The organism is Bradyrhizobium sp. (assembly GCF_036009065.1).
In the GTDB taxonomy this organism is placed as follows: Bacteria; Pseudomonadota; Alphaproteobacteria; order Rhizobiales; family Xanthobacteraceae; genus Bradyrhizobium.
Window position 1 is genome coordinate 15,641 of record NZ_DASYMN010000251.1, and the last position, 13,566, is coordinate 29,206.

Annotated in this window: 12 protein-coding genes; 7 read left to right on the top strand and 5 right to left on the bottom strand. The window is 64.2% G+C overall.

Annotated elements, in window-relative coordinates:
- Positions 1 to 5: 5 nt before the first annotated feature.
- The gene (locus VGP39_RS15310) at positions 6 to 986 is read left to right on the top strand and encodes an NAD(P)H-dependent glycerol-3-phosphate dehydrogenase (RefSeq protein WP_327568948.1); all 981 of its coding nucleotides are present in this window, start codon (positions 6 to 8) and stop codon (positions 984 to 986) included.
- A 3-nt stretch (positions 987 to 989) separates the two neighbouring features.
- Positions 990 to 1,403, top strand: a complete 414-nt coding sequence (locus tag VGP39_RS15315; protein WP_327568949.1) for an EVE domain-containing protein — start codon at positions 990 to 992, stop codon at positions 1,401 to 1,403.
- Between the two features lie 917 nt (positions 1,404 to 2,320).
- Here VGP39_RS15315 and VGP39_RS15320 read toward each other — a convergent pair.
- Positions 2,321 to 3,466, bottom strand: a complete 1,146-nt coding sequence (locus tag VGP39_RS15320; RefSeq protein ID WP_327568950.1) for a DNA topoisomerase IB — start codon at positions 3,464 to 3,466, stop codon at positions 2,321 to 2,323.
- A gap of 350 nt (positions 3,467 to 3,816) precedes the next feature.
- On the opposite strand from VGP39_RS15320, the gene acs reads away from it, so the two are divergent.
- A complete protein-coding gene (gene acs, locus VGP39_RS15325) occupies positions 3,817 to 5,763 on the top strand; it encodes an acetate--CoA ligase (protein ID WP_327568951.1) in 1,947 nt (648 codons plus the stop codon).
- A 46-nt stretch (positions 5,764 to 5,809) separates the two neighbouring features.
- Here acs and VGP39_RS15330 read toward each other — a convergent pair whose 3' ends face one another.
- Positions 5,810 to 6,466, bottom strand: a complete 657-nt coding sequence (locus VGP39_RS15330; protein ID WP_327568952.1) for a DUF1906 domain-containing protein — start codon at positions 6,464 to 6,466, stop codon at positions 5,810 to 5,812.
- Between the two features lie 58 nt (positions 6,467 to 6,524).
- Positions 6,525 to 7,109, bottom strand: a complete 585-nt coding sequence (locus tag VGP39_RS15335) for a DUF2272 domain-containing protein (RefSeq protein WP_327568953.1) — start codon at positions 7,107 to 7,109, stop codon at positions 6,525 to 6,527.
- A gap of 242 nt (positions 7,110 to 7,351) precedes the next feature.
- Between VGP39_RS15335 and VGP39_RS15340 the strand changes: the two genes are divergently transcribed.
- Positions 7,352 to 7,726 carry a Kazal-type serine protease inhibitor family protein gene (locus tag VGP39_RS15340; RefSeq protein WP_327568954.1) on the top strand — a complete coding sequence of 125 codons (375 nt, stop codon included), beginning with the start codon at positions 7,352 to 7,354 and terminating at the stop codon, positions 7,724 to 7,726.
- 230 nt (positions 7,727 to 7,956) lie between these two features.
- Here the strand turns inward: VGP39_RS15340 and VGP39_RS15345 are convergent, their stop codons facing one another.
- On the bottom strand, positions 7,957 to 9,306 hold the full coding sequence (locus VGP39_RS15345) for an FAD-binding oxidoreductase (RefSeq protein WP_327568955.1): 1,350 nt from the start codon (positions 9,304 to 9,306) through the stop codon (positions 7,957 to 7,959).
- Positions 9,307 to 9,746: 440 nt separating this feature from the next.
- On the opposite strand from VGP39_RS15345, the gene VGP39_RS15350 reads away from it, so the two are divergent.
- Positions 9,747 to 10,259: a L,D-transpeptidase gene (locus VGP39_RS15350; RefSeq protein WP_327568956.1), complete on the top strand. Its 513-nt coding sequence runs from the start codon at positions 9,747 to 9,749 to the stop codon at positions 10,257 to 10,259.
- A 202-nt stretch (positions 10,260 to 10,461) separates the two neighbouring features.
- On the opposite strand, the gene VGP39_RS15355 is transcribed toward VGP39_RS15350, so the two are convergent.
- A complete protein-coding gene (locus tag VGP39_RS15355) occupies positions 10,462 to 10,674 on the bottom strand; it encodes a DUF1674 domain-containing protein (RefSeq protein ID WP_327568957.1) in 213 nt (70 codons plus the stop codon).
- Between the two features lie 203 nt (positions 10,675 to 10,877).
- Between VGP39_RS15355 and VGP39_RS15360 the strand changes: the two genes are divergently transcribed.
- Positions 10,878 to 12,233 carry an RsmB/NOP family class I SAM-dependent RNA methyltransferase gene (locus tag VGP39_RS15360; protein WP_327568958.1) on the top strand — a complete coding sequence of 452 codons (1,356 nt, stop codon included), beginning with the start codon at positions 10,878 to 10,880 and terminating at the stop codon, positions 12,231 to 12,233.
- Between the two features lie 190 nt (positions 12,234 to 12,423).
- Positions 12,424 to 13,566 (top strand): heparinase II/III family protein (locus VGP39_RS15365; RefSeq protein WP_327568959.1); only part of this gene is annotated, 1,143 nt, incomplete at its 3' end.

Below are 13,566 nucleotides of genomic sequence, written 5' to 3' on the forward strand. Positions count from 1 at the left end.
GCGCCATGCCGTCTTACAAGTCCGTTGCGGTGATCGGCGCCGGCGCCTGGGGCACCGCGCTGGCCGGCGTCGCCGCGCGCGCCGGGCGCGACGTTATTCTTTACGCGCGCAACGCCGAAGCCGCCGCACGCATGACGGCAATGCGCGAGAATCCCCGGTTGCCCGGTGTGGAGCTCGATGCGCGCATCAGCGTAACATCGGATGTCGCCGGCGCCGCGCAGGCGGACATCATCGTGCTCGCTGTGCCCGCGCAGAATTTGCGCGAAGCCGTCACCGCGCTGGCACCTCATCTTGCCGCCGCGACGCCGGTGATTGCCTGCGCCAAGGGCATCGAGCGCGGCAGCCGCAAATTCATGACCGAAGTGATTGCCGAGGCCGCGCCGAACGCGGTGCCGGCCATCCTGTCCGGACCGAGCTTCGCAAGCGACGTGGCGCACGCCCTGCCCACCGCGGTGACGCTGGCGGCGAAAGACGAAGCGCTCGCGAGCGCGCTGGTGCAGGCGCTGGGATCATCGACCTTCCGGCCCTATCACACCTCGGATGTGCGCGGCGTCGAGATCGGCGGCGCGGCGAAGAACGTGCTCGCGATCGCGGCCGGAATCGTCGTCGGCAAGCGATTGGGCGCTTCCGCGCAGGCGGCATTGACCACGCGCGGTTTCAGCGAACTGCTGCGGCTCGGCCGCGCCTGCGGCGCGCGGGGCGAAACCATGTCCGGCCTGTCCGGCCTGGGTGATCTGATCCTGAGCTGCTCCAGCCCGCAATCGCGCAATTTCTCGCTTGGCATCGCGCTTGGGCGCGGCGAGCAGCCGCCGCGGGACAAGCTCGCCGAAGGCGAGTTCACCGCGCCGGTGCTGATCGAACTCGCCGCTTCAAAAAATGTCGAGATGCCGGTATCGAATGCGGTCGCGGCGATCCTGAGCGGCGCTTCGACCATCGACGAGGCGATCGAGAATCTGCTGACGCGGCCGTTCAAGGCGGAGGGATAGATCATGGCGTATTGGCTGGTGAAATCGGAACCGTCGAGCTGGTCATGGGACCAGCAGGTGGCGAAGGGCGCCAAGGGCGAAGCCTGGACTGGCGTACGCAATTTTACGGCGCGCCAGAATCTCGTGAACATGAAGAAGGGCGACCGCGCGTTCTACTACCACTCCAACGAGGGCAAGGAGATCGTCGGGATCGCCGAAATCATCCGCGAGGCCTATCCGGATCCGACCGACAAGACCGGAAAATTCGTCTGCGTCGATCTCAAGGCCGACAAGCCGCTGAAAACGCCGGTGACCATGGCCGCCATCAAGGCCGACAAGCGGCTCGCCGACATGGCGCTGGTGAAATATTCGCGGCTGTCGGTACAGCCGGTGACCGCGGAACAGTGGAAGCTCGTCTGCAAGATGGGCGGGGTGTGAAGTCCGTCATTGCGAGGTTCTTTGGGCGCAAGGAACTGGATTGCTTCGCTTCGCTCGCAATGACCATGGATGCGCCGGGTCAAGCCCGTGCATGACGAAAATTATGTTGCTACGGAAGCGCGGCGCGCTGCGTCCGGGGCACGAAGCCTGCGAGCCGTCGTTCACGAACTTGTGAATACATACCTATCCCCGTCCCCCAAACCTCGCTTATCCTGCTGGCGTCCTGTTCGGTGACGGAGCGCGTTCTAGAAGCGCTCCTTCAGCGGATAGAGCGAGAGCTGGCCGGACCGGGGCGCCCCGGGAACGGCCGACAGCGAGCGTAGGGCGCAATAAGCGAAGCGCATTGCGCCGTCTAAGGGCGTCAGGCCAATGAATGGCGCAATGCGCTGCGCTTATTGCGCCCTACTGGGCTGCCCCGGATTGCGCCGTGCTCCATCCGGGCTACGAGACTTTCGGGCCGTGACAAATAATTTTATGGAACCCAAAAATTCCTATTGATGCTATTCCTAGTTTAATGTATATATTCCATGTCCTGTTCGATGAGGGAGCGCGTTCTAGACGCGATCCTTCAGCGACAGAGCGAAAGCTGGCTGGACCGGGGCGCCCCGGAACGGTCGACGGCCTGGTGGCCAGGTGGAGCGCCGGGAGGCGCAGCGCCTGCCTTGGGCGCGCGCGGTGCCTTGCCGCGCGAGGTGGGTACGTCAATCCCGCCTCAAGGGGTGCCCGCTGGTGCCCTGGCGCCTCCCGCCGCTCCATCCCCTCGCTTGGGTTCGCGAGGGACTGGCAAACCTCGGACGCACTGCGCCGCGAGAACGCAGAAGCTTGGCTGTTTGAAACTGTAGACCGGAATTTGCGAACGACGCCGAAACATATTCTGCGTCTTACGCGCGCATGACGGATTTCTGTTTGTTGGCGCGTTACGCCGCAGCCGCCGTCACCACCTGGGCCAGCAACTGCTCGCGCTTGGACTGCGAGCGATAGCCCTTCATCGTCGCCGCAAAACGCTCCAGAATGCCGTCCTCGAATGCGGTGACGATTGTGTCGTGCACATAGCTCTTGCGGCAGATCGCCGGCGTGTTCGACAGTTCATCGGCCGCGGCGCGCACCGCTTCCAGCACCTGCCTGCGCCGGCCCCGCGCGCTGGCGGCCGGTGAAATCCGGGACAGCGATTCGAGCACCACGGCGGAGGCCATCAGGGTGCGGAAATCCTTCAGCGATATCTTGATGCCCGCGATCTCGCGCAGGAATTCGTTGACCTGGGTGGCATTGACCACGCGGATATTGCCGGCATCGTCCCTGTACTGGAACATCCGCTTGCCCGGCAGTTCGCGCAGGATGCCGAGCGCGCGCGCCAGTTTGGACGCGTCGCATTCCTTGCGCACGGCCTTGCCGCCCTTGGCCTTGAAGGCCAGCACGATGCAGTCGTCCTCGATCGCAACGTTCGACTTCAGCAGCGTGCTGGCCCCGCGCGTGCCGCTGAGCCGGGCATAGGATTCGCTGCCGGGACGGATCGCGGTGCGCGCGATCAGTTCGATCACCGCGGCCAGTGCGAATTCGCGCGTCGGCGCGTCGCCCGACAGATGCGCCGAGACGTTGCGGCGGATCTTCGGCAACGCCGCAACCAGCCGCGCCAGGCGGTGCGCCTTGCGCTGCTCGCGCACCTTTTCCCAATCGGAATGATAGCGGTATTGCAGCCGGCCGGCGGCGTCGCGGCCTACCGCCTGCAGATGCGACGCCGGATCAGGGGAATAGCGCACCTCTTCATAGGCCGGAGGCATCGCCATGGCCTTGAGCCGCTTGATGGTCCGGGCATGCCGGATCGGCGTGCCGTTGGCGCGGACGAATGAATAATTCTTGCCGCGCTTGATGCGGCGGATGGTCAGTTCGTTCTGGTCGCCGAGCTTGAGGCCCAGTTCCTGAGCCATCGATTCCACCGATGTCCCATTGGCTGTCTTGGCCTTTGCGGCGGGAGCTTTGGGCAGTTGACCGAGTGCCTCTGCGAGAGCCACGGCAGGATCGGCGGAAACGGGCCGCGGAGCCTCGAAATTCTGCTGATCCATCATGACTTTAAACGCCTCACCTCGGCCTGTCTTCGCTAATGCTGATTGTTGTTCTTTGGTTCCGGCGGCGCCGCCGGTACCGAGGGGGCCATTTAGGGGGTAATGATTGGGAGCGCCAGCCCGTCAGCAAGAAATTACGGTTACTGGTTACCGCCCGCCGGGCGAATCGGCCGCCCGAGGTTAATTTTAGGCCGGCCGAAACGCGATCGTGATCGCTCCAGCCGGGGTCGGCGACGGCAAGCCGACCAAGGTCCTATGTGGTTCCGGCTTGTCCCGGCCCCGCGCGGCAACGCATAATCGCCGGCAATAACGAAGACGGCCGGCGGCCGCGTGCTCGCCGCAGGGAGGAAGCAATGTCCGAGAAGATTTACGAGGTTCCCGCGGAATGGAAAACGCGCGCCTGGGTGGACGACGCCAAATACCGCGACATGTATCCGCGCTCGGTCAACGACCCCAGCAGCTTCTGGGCCGAGCAGGCCAAGCGCGTCGACTGGATCAAGCCGTTCAGCAAGGTCGAGAATTCGTCGTTTGCGCCCGGCAAGATTTCGATCAAATGGTTCGAGGACGGCGTCCTCAACGTCGCCTGGAACTGCATCGACCGCCATCTCGACAAGCGCGGCAACCAGACCGCGATCATCTGGGAAGGCGACGATCCCTCGGAGTCGAAGCACATCACCTATCGTCAGTTGCATGACGAGGTCTGCAAGTTCGCCAACATCCTGCGCACCCGCAATGTCGGGAAGGGCGACCGCGTCACCATCTACCTGCCGATGATCCCGGAAGCCGCCTATGCGATGCTGGCCTGCGCGCGGATCGGCGCCATCCATTCGGTGGTGTTCGGCGGTTTTTCGCCTGATAGCCTCGCCCAGCGCATCACCGACTGCCAGTCGAAGATCGTCATTACCGCCGACGAAGGTCTGCGCGGCGGCAAGAAGGTGCCGCTTAAAGCCAATGTCGACGCGGCGATTGCAAAAACCGGCGGCGTCGACTGGGTCGTGGTGGTGAAGCGCACCGGCGGCGCCATCGACATGAACCCGTCGCGCGACTTCTGGTACCACGAGGCCGCGGAGATGGTGACGACGGAATGCCCGTGCGAGCCGATGCACGCCGAGGATCCGCTGTTCATCCTCTATACCTCAGGCTCTACCGGCCAGCCCAAGGGCGTGCTGCATACCAGCGCCGGCTACCTGATTTTCGCGTCGATGACGCATCAATACGTGTTCGATTATCACGACGGCGACATCTACTGGTGCACCGCCGATGTCGGCTGGGTCACCGGCCACAGCTATATTCTGTACGGGCCGCTGGCGAACGGCGCCACCACGCTGATGTTCGAAGGCGTGCCGAATTATCCGGACAATTCGCGGTTCTGGAACGTCGTCGACAAGCACAAGGTCAACATCTTCTACACCGCGCCGACCGCGATCCGCGCGCTCATGCAGGCGGGCGACGAGCCGGTAAAGAAGACCTCGCGCAAGAGCCTGCGGCTGCTAGGCAGCGTCGGCGAGCCGATCAATCCGGAAGCCTGGGAATGGTATCACCGCGTGATCGGCGACGAGCGCTGCCCGATCGTCGATACCTGGTGGCAGACCGAAACCGGCGGCATCCTGATCACGCCGCTGCCCGGCGCGACCAAACTCAAGCCGGGCTCGGCGACGCAGCCGTTCTTCGGCGTGGTGCCGGAGATCGTCGACGCCGACGGCAAGGTGATGGAGGGCGAGGCCCAGGGTAACCTCTGCATTGCAAAATCCTGGCCGGGGCAGATGCGCACCGTCTATGGCGACCACGCGCGCTTCGAGCAGACCTATTTCTCGACCTACAAGGGAAAATATTTCACCGGCGATGGCTGCCGCCGCGACGCCGACGGCTATTACTGGATCACCGGACGCGTCGATGACGTGATCAACGTCTCCGGCCACCGCATGGGCACCGCCGAGGTGGAGAGCTCGCTGGTCGCCAATCCCGCGGTGTCGGAAGCCGCGGTTGTCGGCTACCCGCATGACATCAAGGGGCAGGGCATCTACGCCTATGTGACGCTGATGAGCGGCGTCGAACCCACCGAGGTCTTGCGCAAGGAACTGGTGGCGTGGGTGCGCAAGGACATCGGCCCGATTGCCTCGCCCGACCTGATCCAGTTCGCGCCCGGTCTGCCCAAAACCCGCTCCGGCAAGATCATGCGCCGCATCCTGCGCAAGATCGCCGAGGATGAGCCCGGCAGCCTCGGCGATACCTCGACGCTGGCCGATCCCGCCGTGGTGGATGACCTGGTCAAGAACCGGCAGAACAAGAAGAGCGCCTGAATTCGGTTCGCAGTGAGATCCGGCGTACGCTAGCAGCGTATTCTGATCATACTACCAACCACTGCACGGCGTCTCCGAACGCATCGTTCTGGGTGAGATTGCGGTCAATCTCAACTCCCCCAACCTCGTCATCCTTGATGATTTTCTGAATGAGCTGATATCCGCGTTGCGGAATCGGCGGCACGTTGCTGCCGGACTTCCAGTAGTGCTTGGTTTGCAAGCGCCAAAACAGCTCGTCGCCGGTCAGGATCGCCCGGGCCCCGACATACACCCCGGGTGCAAAACCCGCATCTTTCACCTCGGCGAACCAGGCATTGCAATAATCGATCACCGATTTGTGGGTGGCTGAGGTTTTTACACCCTCAAGATCGAGCCACACATTTACACCCGGCGGAAAACCAACGTTCCGGACATGGGTCGCAGCGTTCTGTCCATTGGTCGCGCCCAATGCCTGCGATGGCGACCAGCCCTCCTTGGCGACATGCTGAACCGGCATCAGGGCCAGTCCGGCGTTCAGAATGACCGTCGCTTCCTGGGTGGACAGATCACCGGGCGGCAGCGTTGTCTGTCGTGACACATATCTGATGCAGAACGAGAAACCCGCCGCCTTGATGGCTGCGCAACTGGTCGCGTTCAAAACCGTGTTGGCGTCGATACCATGCAATCCCGCCGCGGCGGCGACAACGTTTCCTGGCAAAGGCATTTGCGTATGCTCCGTTGATGGCATTGAAATATGAAAGTCATGCCGGCCTGATCGCCGGTTAGGGAAGGAAGCTCCGTATAACGACGAACGCTTGTTGCGACTTTCCGGCCTTGTTTTTCCAGATACCGCCCTGTTTGACGAAGGTTTTCGCGCCGACCTGTCCCGGCGCCTTTCCGACATTTCCTCCGATGGTATGAATTCCCTTGTTGTCGACCTTTACGACAATATCGGAATGACTTTTGAAGTCGGAGTGATGGGAAGCCCAGTCGTAATCAATGGCTGGAGCATTGCTCCGATTCATCCCGAGGATGTCGCCGCGTTCTATCGTTAGTTCTTCGGGACGATAGCCCCAGAACGAGGTCTTTTTCTTGATCAGCTTGTCGTTGATCGTGCGATAGAAATAAACCGAATGCTGCGCGTTGTATGGAAAGGCAGAGCCCGCGCCCGCGAGGTGCACCATGAATGAGATAAAAGCCGCAGACCACGGGACGTCATGATCGCCGCCATCCAGATCGGGACGACCGACAAATGCCCAATACTCTCCAATTCGCTCCTTGAGGGGCGAGTCTCCCTCAAGCAAATCCCCGTACTTGGTAAGATCATTCTCCGCGTTTTCCGCAACCTGGTCAGCGAACAATCCCATGACCATTCCTCCCCCATTTGTTTCTATCCTAGGGCGAGGATGTAAGCGATGCAATCGTCCGCCCCTCAAGCGATACGGGCCTCCGACGGCGCCTGGCGCCCCGCACATCGTAGCGCCGCTTCGCCGCGGCGCGCAGAGGCCATTGCCGATCTATTTTGGCTGCGCTATCGCGGGCATCGATCTATAATCGCAGTCCGATAGAACAATGCGATGATTACTGTCTATACCCGCGGGAGGGATACATGCGAACACGGCTCCGTCATCTTACCGTTGCGGCGTTTGCGCTGGCATTGGGCGCGACTCTCGCTTCAGTCGGCGCCACCGCGGCAAATCTCGACGAAGCGTGCGGCGGCAAGGACGCGATCACCTGCAATTCGGCGCTGTGGTGCCGGAAACAAGCGGGTCAATGCAGCGTCGCGGATGCAGCGGGCAAATGCGAAAAGGCGCCTTCCTTCTGCATGCGCGTGTCCAGGCCGGTGTGCGGTTGCAACGGCAAGACCTACCCCAATGACTGCGAACGCCAGCGCGTCAAGGTGCAGCTCGACCATGACGGCGCCTGCAAGAAAGAAACTCCGCCGCCGGCTGCGCCGGGTAAAAAGCGGACGAAAGCCAGCTAGCGCGTGATGAATTTAGGTTGAAGCGGCTCTTTCTCGCCTCTCCCCGGAGGGGAGAGGTCGAAGCCGGAGCGCAGCGCAGGCTTCGGGTGAGGCGTCTTTCCACGCACTCGGCCTCGCGGAAAGTCCCCTCACCCGCCGCGCATCTGTCGATGCGCGGCGACCTCTCCCCTGCGGGGAGAGGTGCGCTGAGTGTCGTGGCGATTCGAGTTAGAACCATCATGCTCCAGCGCTCACGCCAGATAGGTGTCCCACAGCGCGTTGCGAAACCGCAGTTGCGGATCGTAGCGCCGCTTTGCCGCGATGAACTCGTCGAGGCGCGGATAGGCGGCCCGCATCTGTTCGGGCGTCGCATGCAGCCGATAGGGCAGATAGTAGCTGCCGCCGAGCGCGGCGACGCGATCGATCAGCTTGACCGTCATCGCCCGCATGTCGGCGTCGGCCTCCGCCGTCCGTTTCTGCACGAACAGCATCACGGCGGCGATCCGGGGCTGCGGCGCGTAGGCCAGCACGCTCGACGAATCGGCGTCGACATAGCGCAGCGTCACATTGAGCAGATCCTGGCGGTGCGCCGGAATCACCTCGCGGCAGGCGGCCAGGAAATCATTGAAGCGATCCGGGGCCACGAAATATTCGTGCAGAATATCGGTGCGGGTGGAATCGCGGTCCTCGAGCGCCACCACCGGCATATCCAGCAGGGTGTTGCGCGTAACGGCGGCCTGACCGAGCCGCGGCATCAGCCGGGTTTCGGCGATCCAGCGCGCCTGCTTGCCGCGCTCGGAGCCGGTCTGGGCACGAAACACGCCGCGCGACACCAACGTGTAAGTCGAGGATTTTTTCGGCGGCGGCAGGCGCTCGGGCTGCTGCGGCGCCGGCCTGTAGCCGACCAGCAGCGCCGCCTGCAAAAAACCCACGCGCGCGACCGACAGCCGGCCATACAGCATGCGCAGCGATGGATCGTTGGCGCGCGCCACGAAGCGCGGCGCAAACGCCTCGGCTTTCATCAACTCCGAACCCGGCGTCAGCAGGCTGTTCTCCACCATCGCAAGCTCGGCGTCGATCACGATTCCGAACAGACCGTAGCCGCCGACCGCGAGCCGAAACAATTCGGGGTTCTCCGATTTCGAGCACGTCAGCACCGAGCCATCCGCCAACATGATGCGGAAGCGCTGCACGGTGCCGCCGAACGGTGCGAACGGCACCGGCCAGCCATGGGCGTTGACGCTCAAGGTGCCGCCGATGCTGAAATCGTGATTGGACTGCGTGACCGCAGGGGAAAAGCCGATCGGATCGAGCACGCGGATGAGGTCGCGCCAGCGCGCCCCGGCGCTGACGCGGTAAATCCCGCGCGCGGTATCGGGTTCGACCGCCGCCGCGGCAAACGACGCGGCGATGCCGTTGCGCGGCAGGCTCTGTCCGCCCATGGAATGCCGGGCGCCTCCAACCGCGATGGGCCGGCCTTCGGTGGCCGCCTCTCCCAGGGTGGCGCGCAATTCGCGCAGCAGCCTGCCGTCCTCGGATGACGTGAGAATCGCCTGCCTGTTGATCGGCGTGGCATTGAGCCGGCTCGCGTCGTCCAGCATGAAGGGCGCCGAGGGAGCGCGCCGGACTGCCGGGTAGGATTTGCGGGATGCGAGCGGCAACACCGCGAGCGCGGTACTGCTGGCGAGGAAACGGCGGCGGGAGACGGACATTGGACTGAAGGGACTCAACGAGCGGGTTCGATAGCTTAGTCCCATTCAAGCGGCCCCCGGTTCAGCCGCGATCGCGGCCTATCAACAATATTGTGACGTGCCCAGCCGCTCCCCGGTCGTTTCCGGACGAGTGTTGTTTTCAAGTCATTTACTTTGATCCGAACTTTTTCTTCTGTGAGGCCCACGGCATTGGTCCGGGGCGCTGGCTGAAACCTCTTGGTTAAGACCCGCGGTCGAAAATGCGTGGGCAAAGATTGCGCACCCGCGCCTTCTAGGTGTGCGGGGAATTAGGTCGCTTTGGTCGGGCGGCCGAGGAACTGGAGAGTTTGATGTCGTTGAAGATTGCGATGGCGCTGGCAGCCACGGTTGCGGCGGGCCTGTTGACGGTCGATGCGGCCCAGGCGCGGCCGGATGTGGTGGGTTTCAGGGGCGACTATTCGCCGGGGACCATCGTGGTGAAGACCAACGAGCGCCGGCTGTATCTGGTGGTCGATCAGGGCCGCGCGGTGCGCTATCCGGTCGGCGTCGGCCGCGCCGGCAAGCAATGGGCCGGCACTACCCGCATCGACGGCAAATACACCAACCCGGCATGGTCGCCGCCCGCCGAAGTCAGGCGCGACAAGCCGTCGATGCCGAGCGTCATTCCCGGCGGCTCGCCGCGCAACCCGATGGGCGTCGCCGCGATGACGCTGTCCGGCGGCGAATATGCCATCCACGGCACCAATGCGCCGGGCTCGGTCGGCGGTTTTGTCTCCTACGGCTGCATCCGGATGCTGAACGCGGATATCACCGACCTCTACCAGCGGGTTTCGGTCGGAACCCCGGTGGTGGTGACGCGCTGATCGGCGGCATCGAGATTTGAGACTGCAAAGAGCCGCGCTGATGCGCGGCTTTTTGTTGGGCACTTACCACCGTCATTCCGGGATGCGCCTCTTGGCGCAGGCCCGGAATCCATACTCCCTGTGATGAAGTTTTTATGCTGAGCACGAATACGGGGGTTATGGATTCCGGGCCTGCGCCAAGAGGCGCATCCCGGAATGACGGCTAGAAATCCGACGCGATCCCCTTGTTTTCCCAGTCGCCGTAGCGGGTCGGCTCCGGGCCCTTCGGTCCTCCGGACTCCTTGGCCGCCGGCGCAGGCGCCGCCTGTGCGGCGGCGGCGCGGCGGGCCTCGGCTTCGGCCAGCGCGCGCTGGGCCGCGGGCGGCAAGGGTTTGCGCGGCGGTGCTGTTGGGGGCTGAGAGGAATCGTCTTTCATCTCAAGGATTCCGCATCTTGAAGAGTCCAAGGTGGCTCGCCTCACGCGAACGTCAGTACATAGATCAGGCTCAAACCGTGAAATTGCCAGGGCGATTCTTACATTTGGCATATTCCCGTGCCACACATGATTTCCTCTCCCGACGGCGCGCCGCCCCGCGGCTGCGCCATCGTCCGTTATTTCGAAAGCACGTTCGCACCTTCATGCCTCCTGTACGATTCGCACCCCCCACCGAGGTGCCCGGCCTCGCGGCGCGGCGGATCGCGGCGGATATTCTGGACGGCGTGCTGCACAAGCGCCGTACCCTCGACGACCAGCTCGATGGCGCCGCCGCCCATCCCGGGCTGAAAACCCTCAGCGACCGCGACCGCGCTTTGATGCGGCGGCTGGTGGCGACCATCCTGCGGCGGCTGGGAACGCTCGGCCACGTGCTGTCCCGGCTGCTCGACCGCGGCATTCCGACCGACGCGCCGCGCGCGCAGAGCGCGCTGTTGATCGGCGCCGCGCAAATCCTGTGGATGGACGTGCCCGATCACGCCGCGGTCGACCTGTCGGTGCGCCTCGTGCAGTCGGACCGCCGCGCGGCGAAATACGCCGGCCTCGTCAACGCGGTGCTGCGCCGCTGCGCGCGCGAGGGCCAGCCGCTGATCGACGAGGTCGCCGCGCAGACGCTGGACGTGCCGCCGTGGCTGATGGCGCGCTGGGCCGCGCATTACGGCGAATCAACCGCGAAAGAAATAGCGACGGCCATCGGCCACGAGCCCTCCCTCGACCTGACCGTAAAATCCGACGCGGCGCAGTGGGCGGCGCGGCTGCACGGCGAAGAGCTGCCGACCGGCACCGTGCGCACGCTGCTGCAGGGATCGGTGACCATGCTGCCGGGCTTTGCCGAAGGACACTGGTGGGTGCAGGACGCCGCCGCGGCGTTGCCGGCGCGGCTGTTCGGCGATGTCGCAGGAAAAGCGATCGCGGATCTGTGCGCGGCGCCGGGTGGCAAGACCGCGCAGCTGGTGCAGGCCGGCGCAAATGTCACCGCGATCGACCGTTCGCCCAATCGCGTGGCGCGACTGCGCGACAATCTTGCGCGGCTCGGGCTGCAGGCGCAGACGGTCGTGGCGGATGCGACCGAATGGCCGGGCGACGATCAGACCTCTGCAACCTTCGACGGCGTGCTGGTCGATGCGCCCTGCGCCTCCACCGGCACCATCCGCCGCCATCCCGACGTGGCGTGGCTGCGGCAGGAATTCGATATCGGCGCGCTGACGGCGCTGCAAAAACGCCTGCTGCAAAAGGCGGCCGCGCTGCTGAAACCCGGCGGCACGCTGGTCTACTGCACCTGTTCGCTGGAGCCGGAAGAGGGCGAGCAGGCCATCGCCGCCCTGCTATCAGCCGAACAGGGACTGCGCCGCGCGCCCATCGAGGCCGGCGAGGTGGCCGGATTGGGCGAAATCCTCACCCCCGAAGGCGACCTGCGCACCCTGCCCTGCCATCTGCCGCACGCCGACCCGCGGCTTGGCGGGCTCGACGGCTTCTATGCGGCGCGGCTGGTTAAATCCTGATATTTGCAGGCCAATTTGCAGATTCGCCCCATTCGAATGGTGCCTTGACCGCGTTTCCGGATTAATAAGGATTCGCAGAGAATCCTCCTCAAGTTAAAAGGATTCGCAAGCGAATCCTCAAATCCCAGGATCCTTAGTCCTAAAGGCGCGCGTGTCGGTCGCTCAACGCAGACGTATTTCGACGCTGATCATGGGCCGCTTCGCGCGGAGCGCGATGGCGCGCGCCAGCGGGGGCTCGGTGGCATTGTCGCGGCTATGGCCGGGACGCACCGACCGGCTGATCATCGCGCCGCACGATTTGCGCACCGCGGACGCGACCCGCGCCGCCGAGGTCTATGCCGGCCGCTTCGTGTTCGCCGGCAAGATCGTCACCTGTCACGGCCGCTCGGTGTTCGACCTCGAGCCGCCGTCGGAAGACTGGGAAGTCAACCTGCTCGGCTTCGGATGGCTGCGCCACTTGCGCGCCGCCGATACCGCGATCACCCGCGCCAATGCCCGCTCGCTGGTCGACGACTGGATTTCCAATCCCAACCGCAAGCGCGCGATCGGCCGCCGCGCCGACGTGCTGGCGCGGCGCGTGATCTCGCTGCTGTCGCAGGCACCTCTGGTGCTCGGCGATACCGACGGCAAATTCTATCGCCGCTACTTGCGCGGTCTCACCCGCGAGATCCGCTTCCTGCGCTACACGATGCTGGACATTCCAGACGGCGTGCCGCGGCTGCAGGTGCTGATCGCGCTGTGCTACGCCTCGCTCTGCCTCGCCAACCAGGCGCGCCACATCCGCACCGCCACGCGAAGACTGTCCGACGAATTGCAGCGGCAGATTCTGCCCGACGGCGGCCACATCTCGCGCAACCCCGGCGCGCTGATCGAGCTGCTGATCGACCTGCTGCCGCTGCGGCAGACTTTCGCCGCAAGAAATATCGCCCCGCCGCCGGCGCTGCTGAATGCGATCGACCGCATGATGCCGATGCTGCGCTTTTTCCGCCATGGCGATGGAAGCTTCGCGTTGTTCAACGGCATGAGCAGCGCGCCATCCGATCTGTTGGCGACGCTGCTCGCCTATGACGACACCCATGGCGCGCCGATGGCGAACATGCCGCATACCGGCTATCAGCGGCTCGATGCCGGCGCGATGACGGTGATCATGGACACCGGCCCGCCGCCGCCGCCCAATGTCAGCCATGATGCGCATGCCGGCTGCCTCTCGTTCGAGCTGTCGTCGGGTCCAAGCCGGATCGTGACCAATTGCGGCATGCCGGCCACTGGCCGCGACAACTGGCGCGTCTTCGCGCGCGGCACGCCGGCGCATTCCACGCTGACCTATCATGAG

Excerpts from the sequence above, each read along its gene's own strand:
- VGP39_RS15360 (WP_327568958.1), top strand. The coding sequence starts at position 10,878 with ATGCCTCCTGTACGATTCGCACCCCCCACCGAGGTGCCCGGCCTCGCG.
- VGP39_RS15335 (WP_327568953.1), bottom strand. The coding sequence starts at position 7,109 with ATGGGATTGTTCGCTGACCAGGTTGCGGAAAACGCGGAGAATGATCTT.
- VGP39_RS15355 (WP_327568957.1), bottom strand. The coding sequence starts at position 10,674 with ATGAAAGACGATTCCTCTCAGCCCCCAACAGCACCGCCGCGCAAACCC.
- VGP39_RS15320 (WP_327568950.1), bottom strand. The coding sequence starts at position 3,466 with ATGATGGATCAGCAGAATTTCGAGGCTCCGCGGCCCGTTTCCGCCGAT.
- VGP39_RS15345 (WP_327568955.1), bottom strand. The coding sequence starts at position 9,306 with ATGCTGGACGACGCGAGCCGGCTCAATGCCACGCCGATCAACAGGCAG.
- VGP39_RS15315 (WP_327568949.1), top strand. The coding sequence starts at position 990 with ATGGCGTATTGGCTGGTGAAATCGGAACCGTCGAGCTGGTCATGGGAC.
- VGP39_RS15330 (WP_327568952.1), bottom strand. The coding sequence starts at position 6,466 with ATGCCTTTGCCAGGAAACGTTGTCGCCGCCGCGGCGGGATTGCATGGT.
- VGP39_RS15340 (WP_327568954.1), top strand. The coding sequence starts at position 7,352 with ATGCGAACACGGCTCCGTCATCTTACCGTTGCGGCGTTTGCGCTGGCA.
- VGP39_RS15350 (WP_327568956.1), top strand. The coding sequence starts at position 9,747 with ATGTCGTTGAAGATTGCGATGGCGCTGGCAGCCACGGTTGCGGCGGGC.
- acs (WP_327568951.1), top strand. The coding sequence starts at position 3,817 with ATGTCCGAGAAGATTTACGAGGTTCCCGCGGAATGGAAAACGCGCGCC.
- VGP39_RS15310 (WP_327568948.1), top strand. The coding sequence starts at position 6 with ATGCCGTCTTACAAGTCCGTTGCGGTGATCGGCGCCGGCGCCTGGGGC.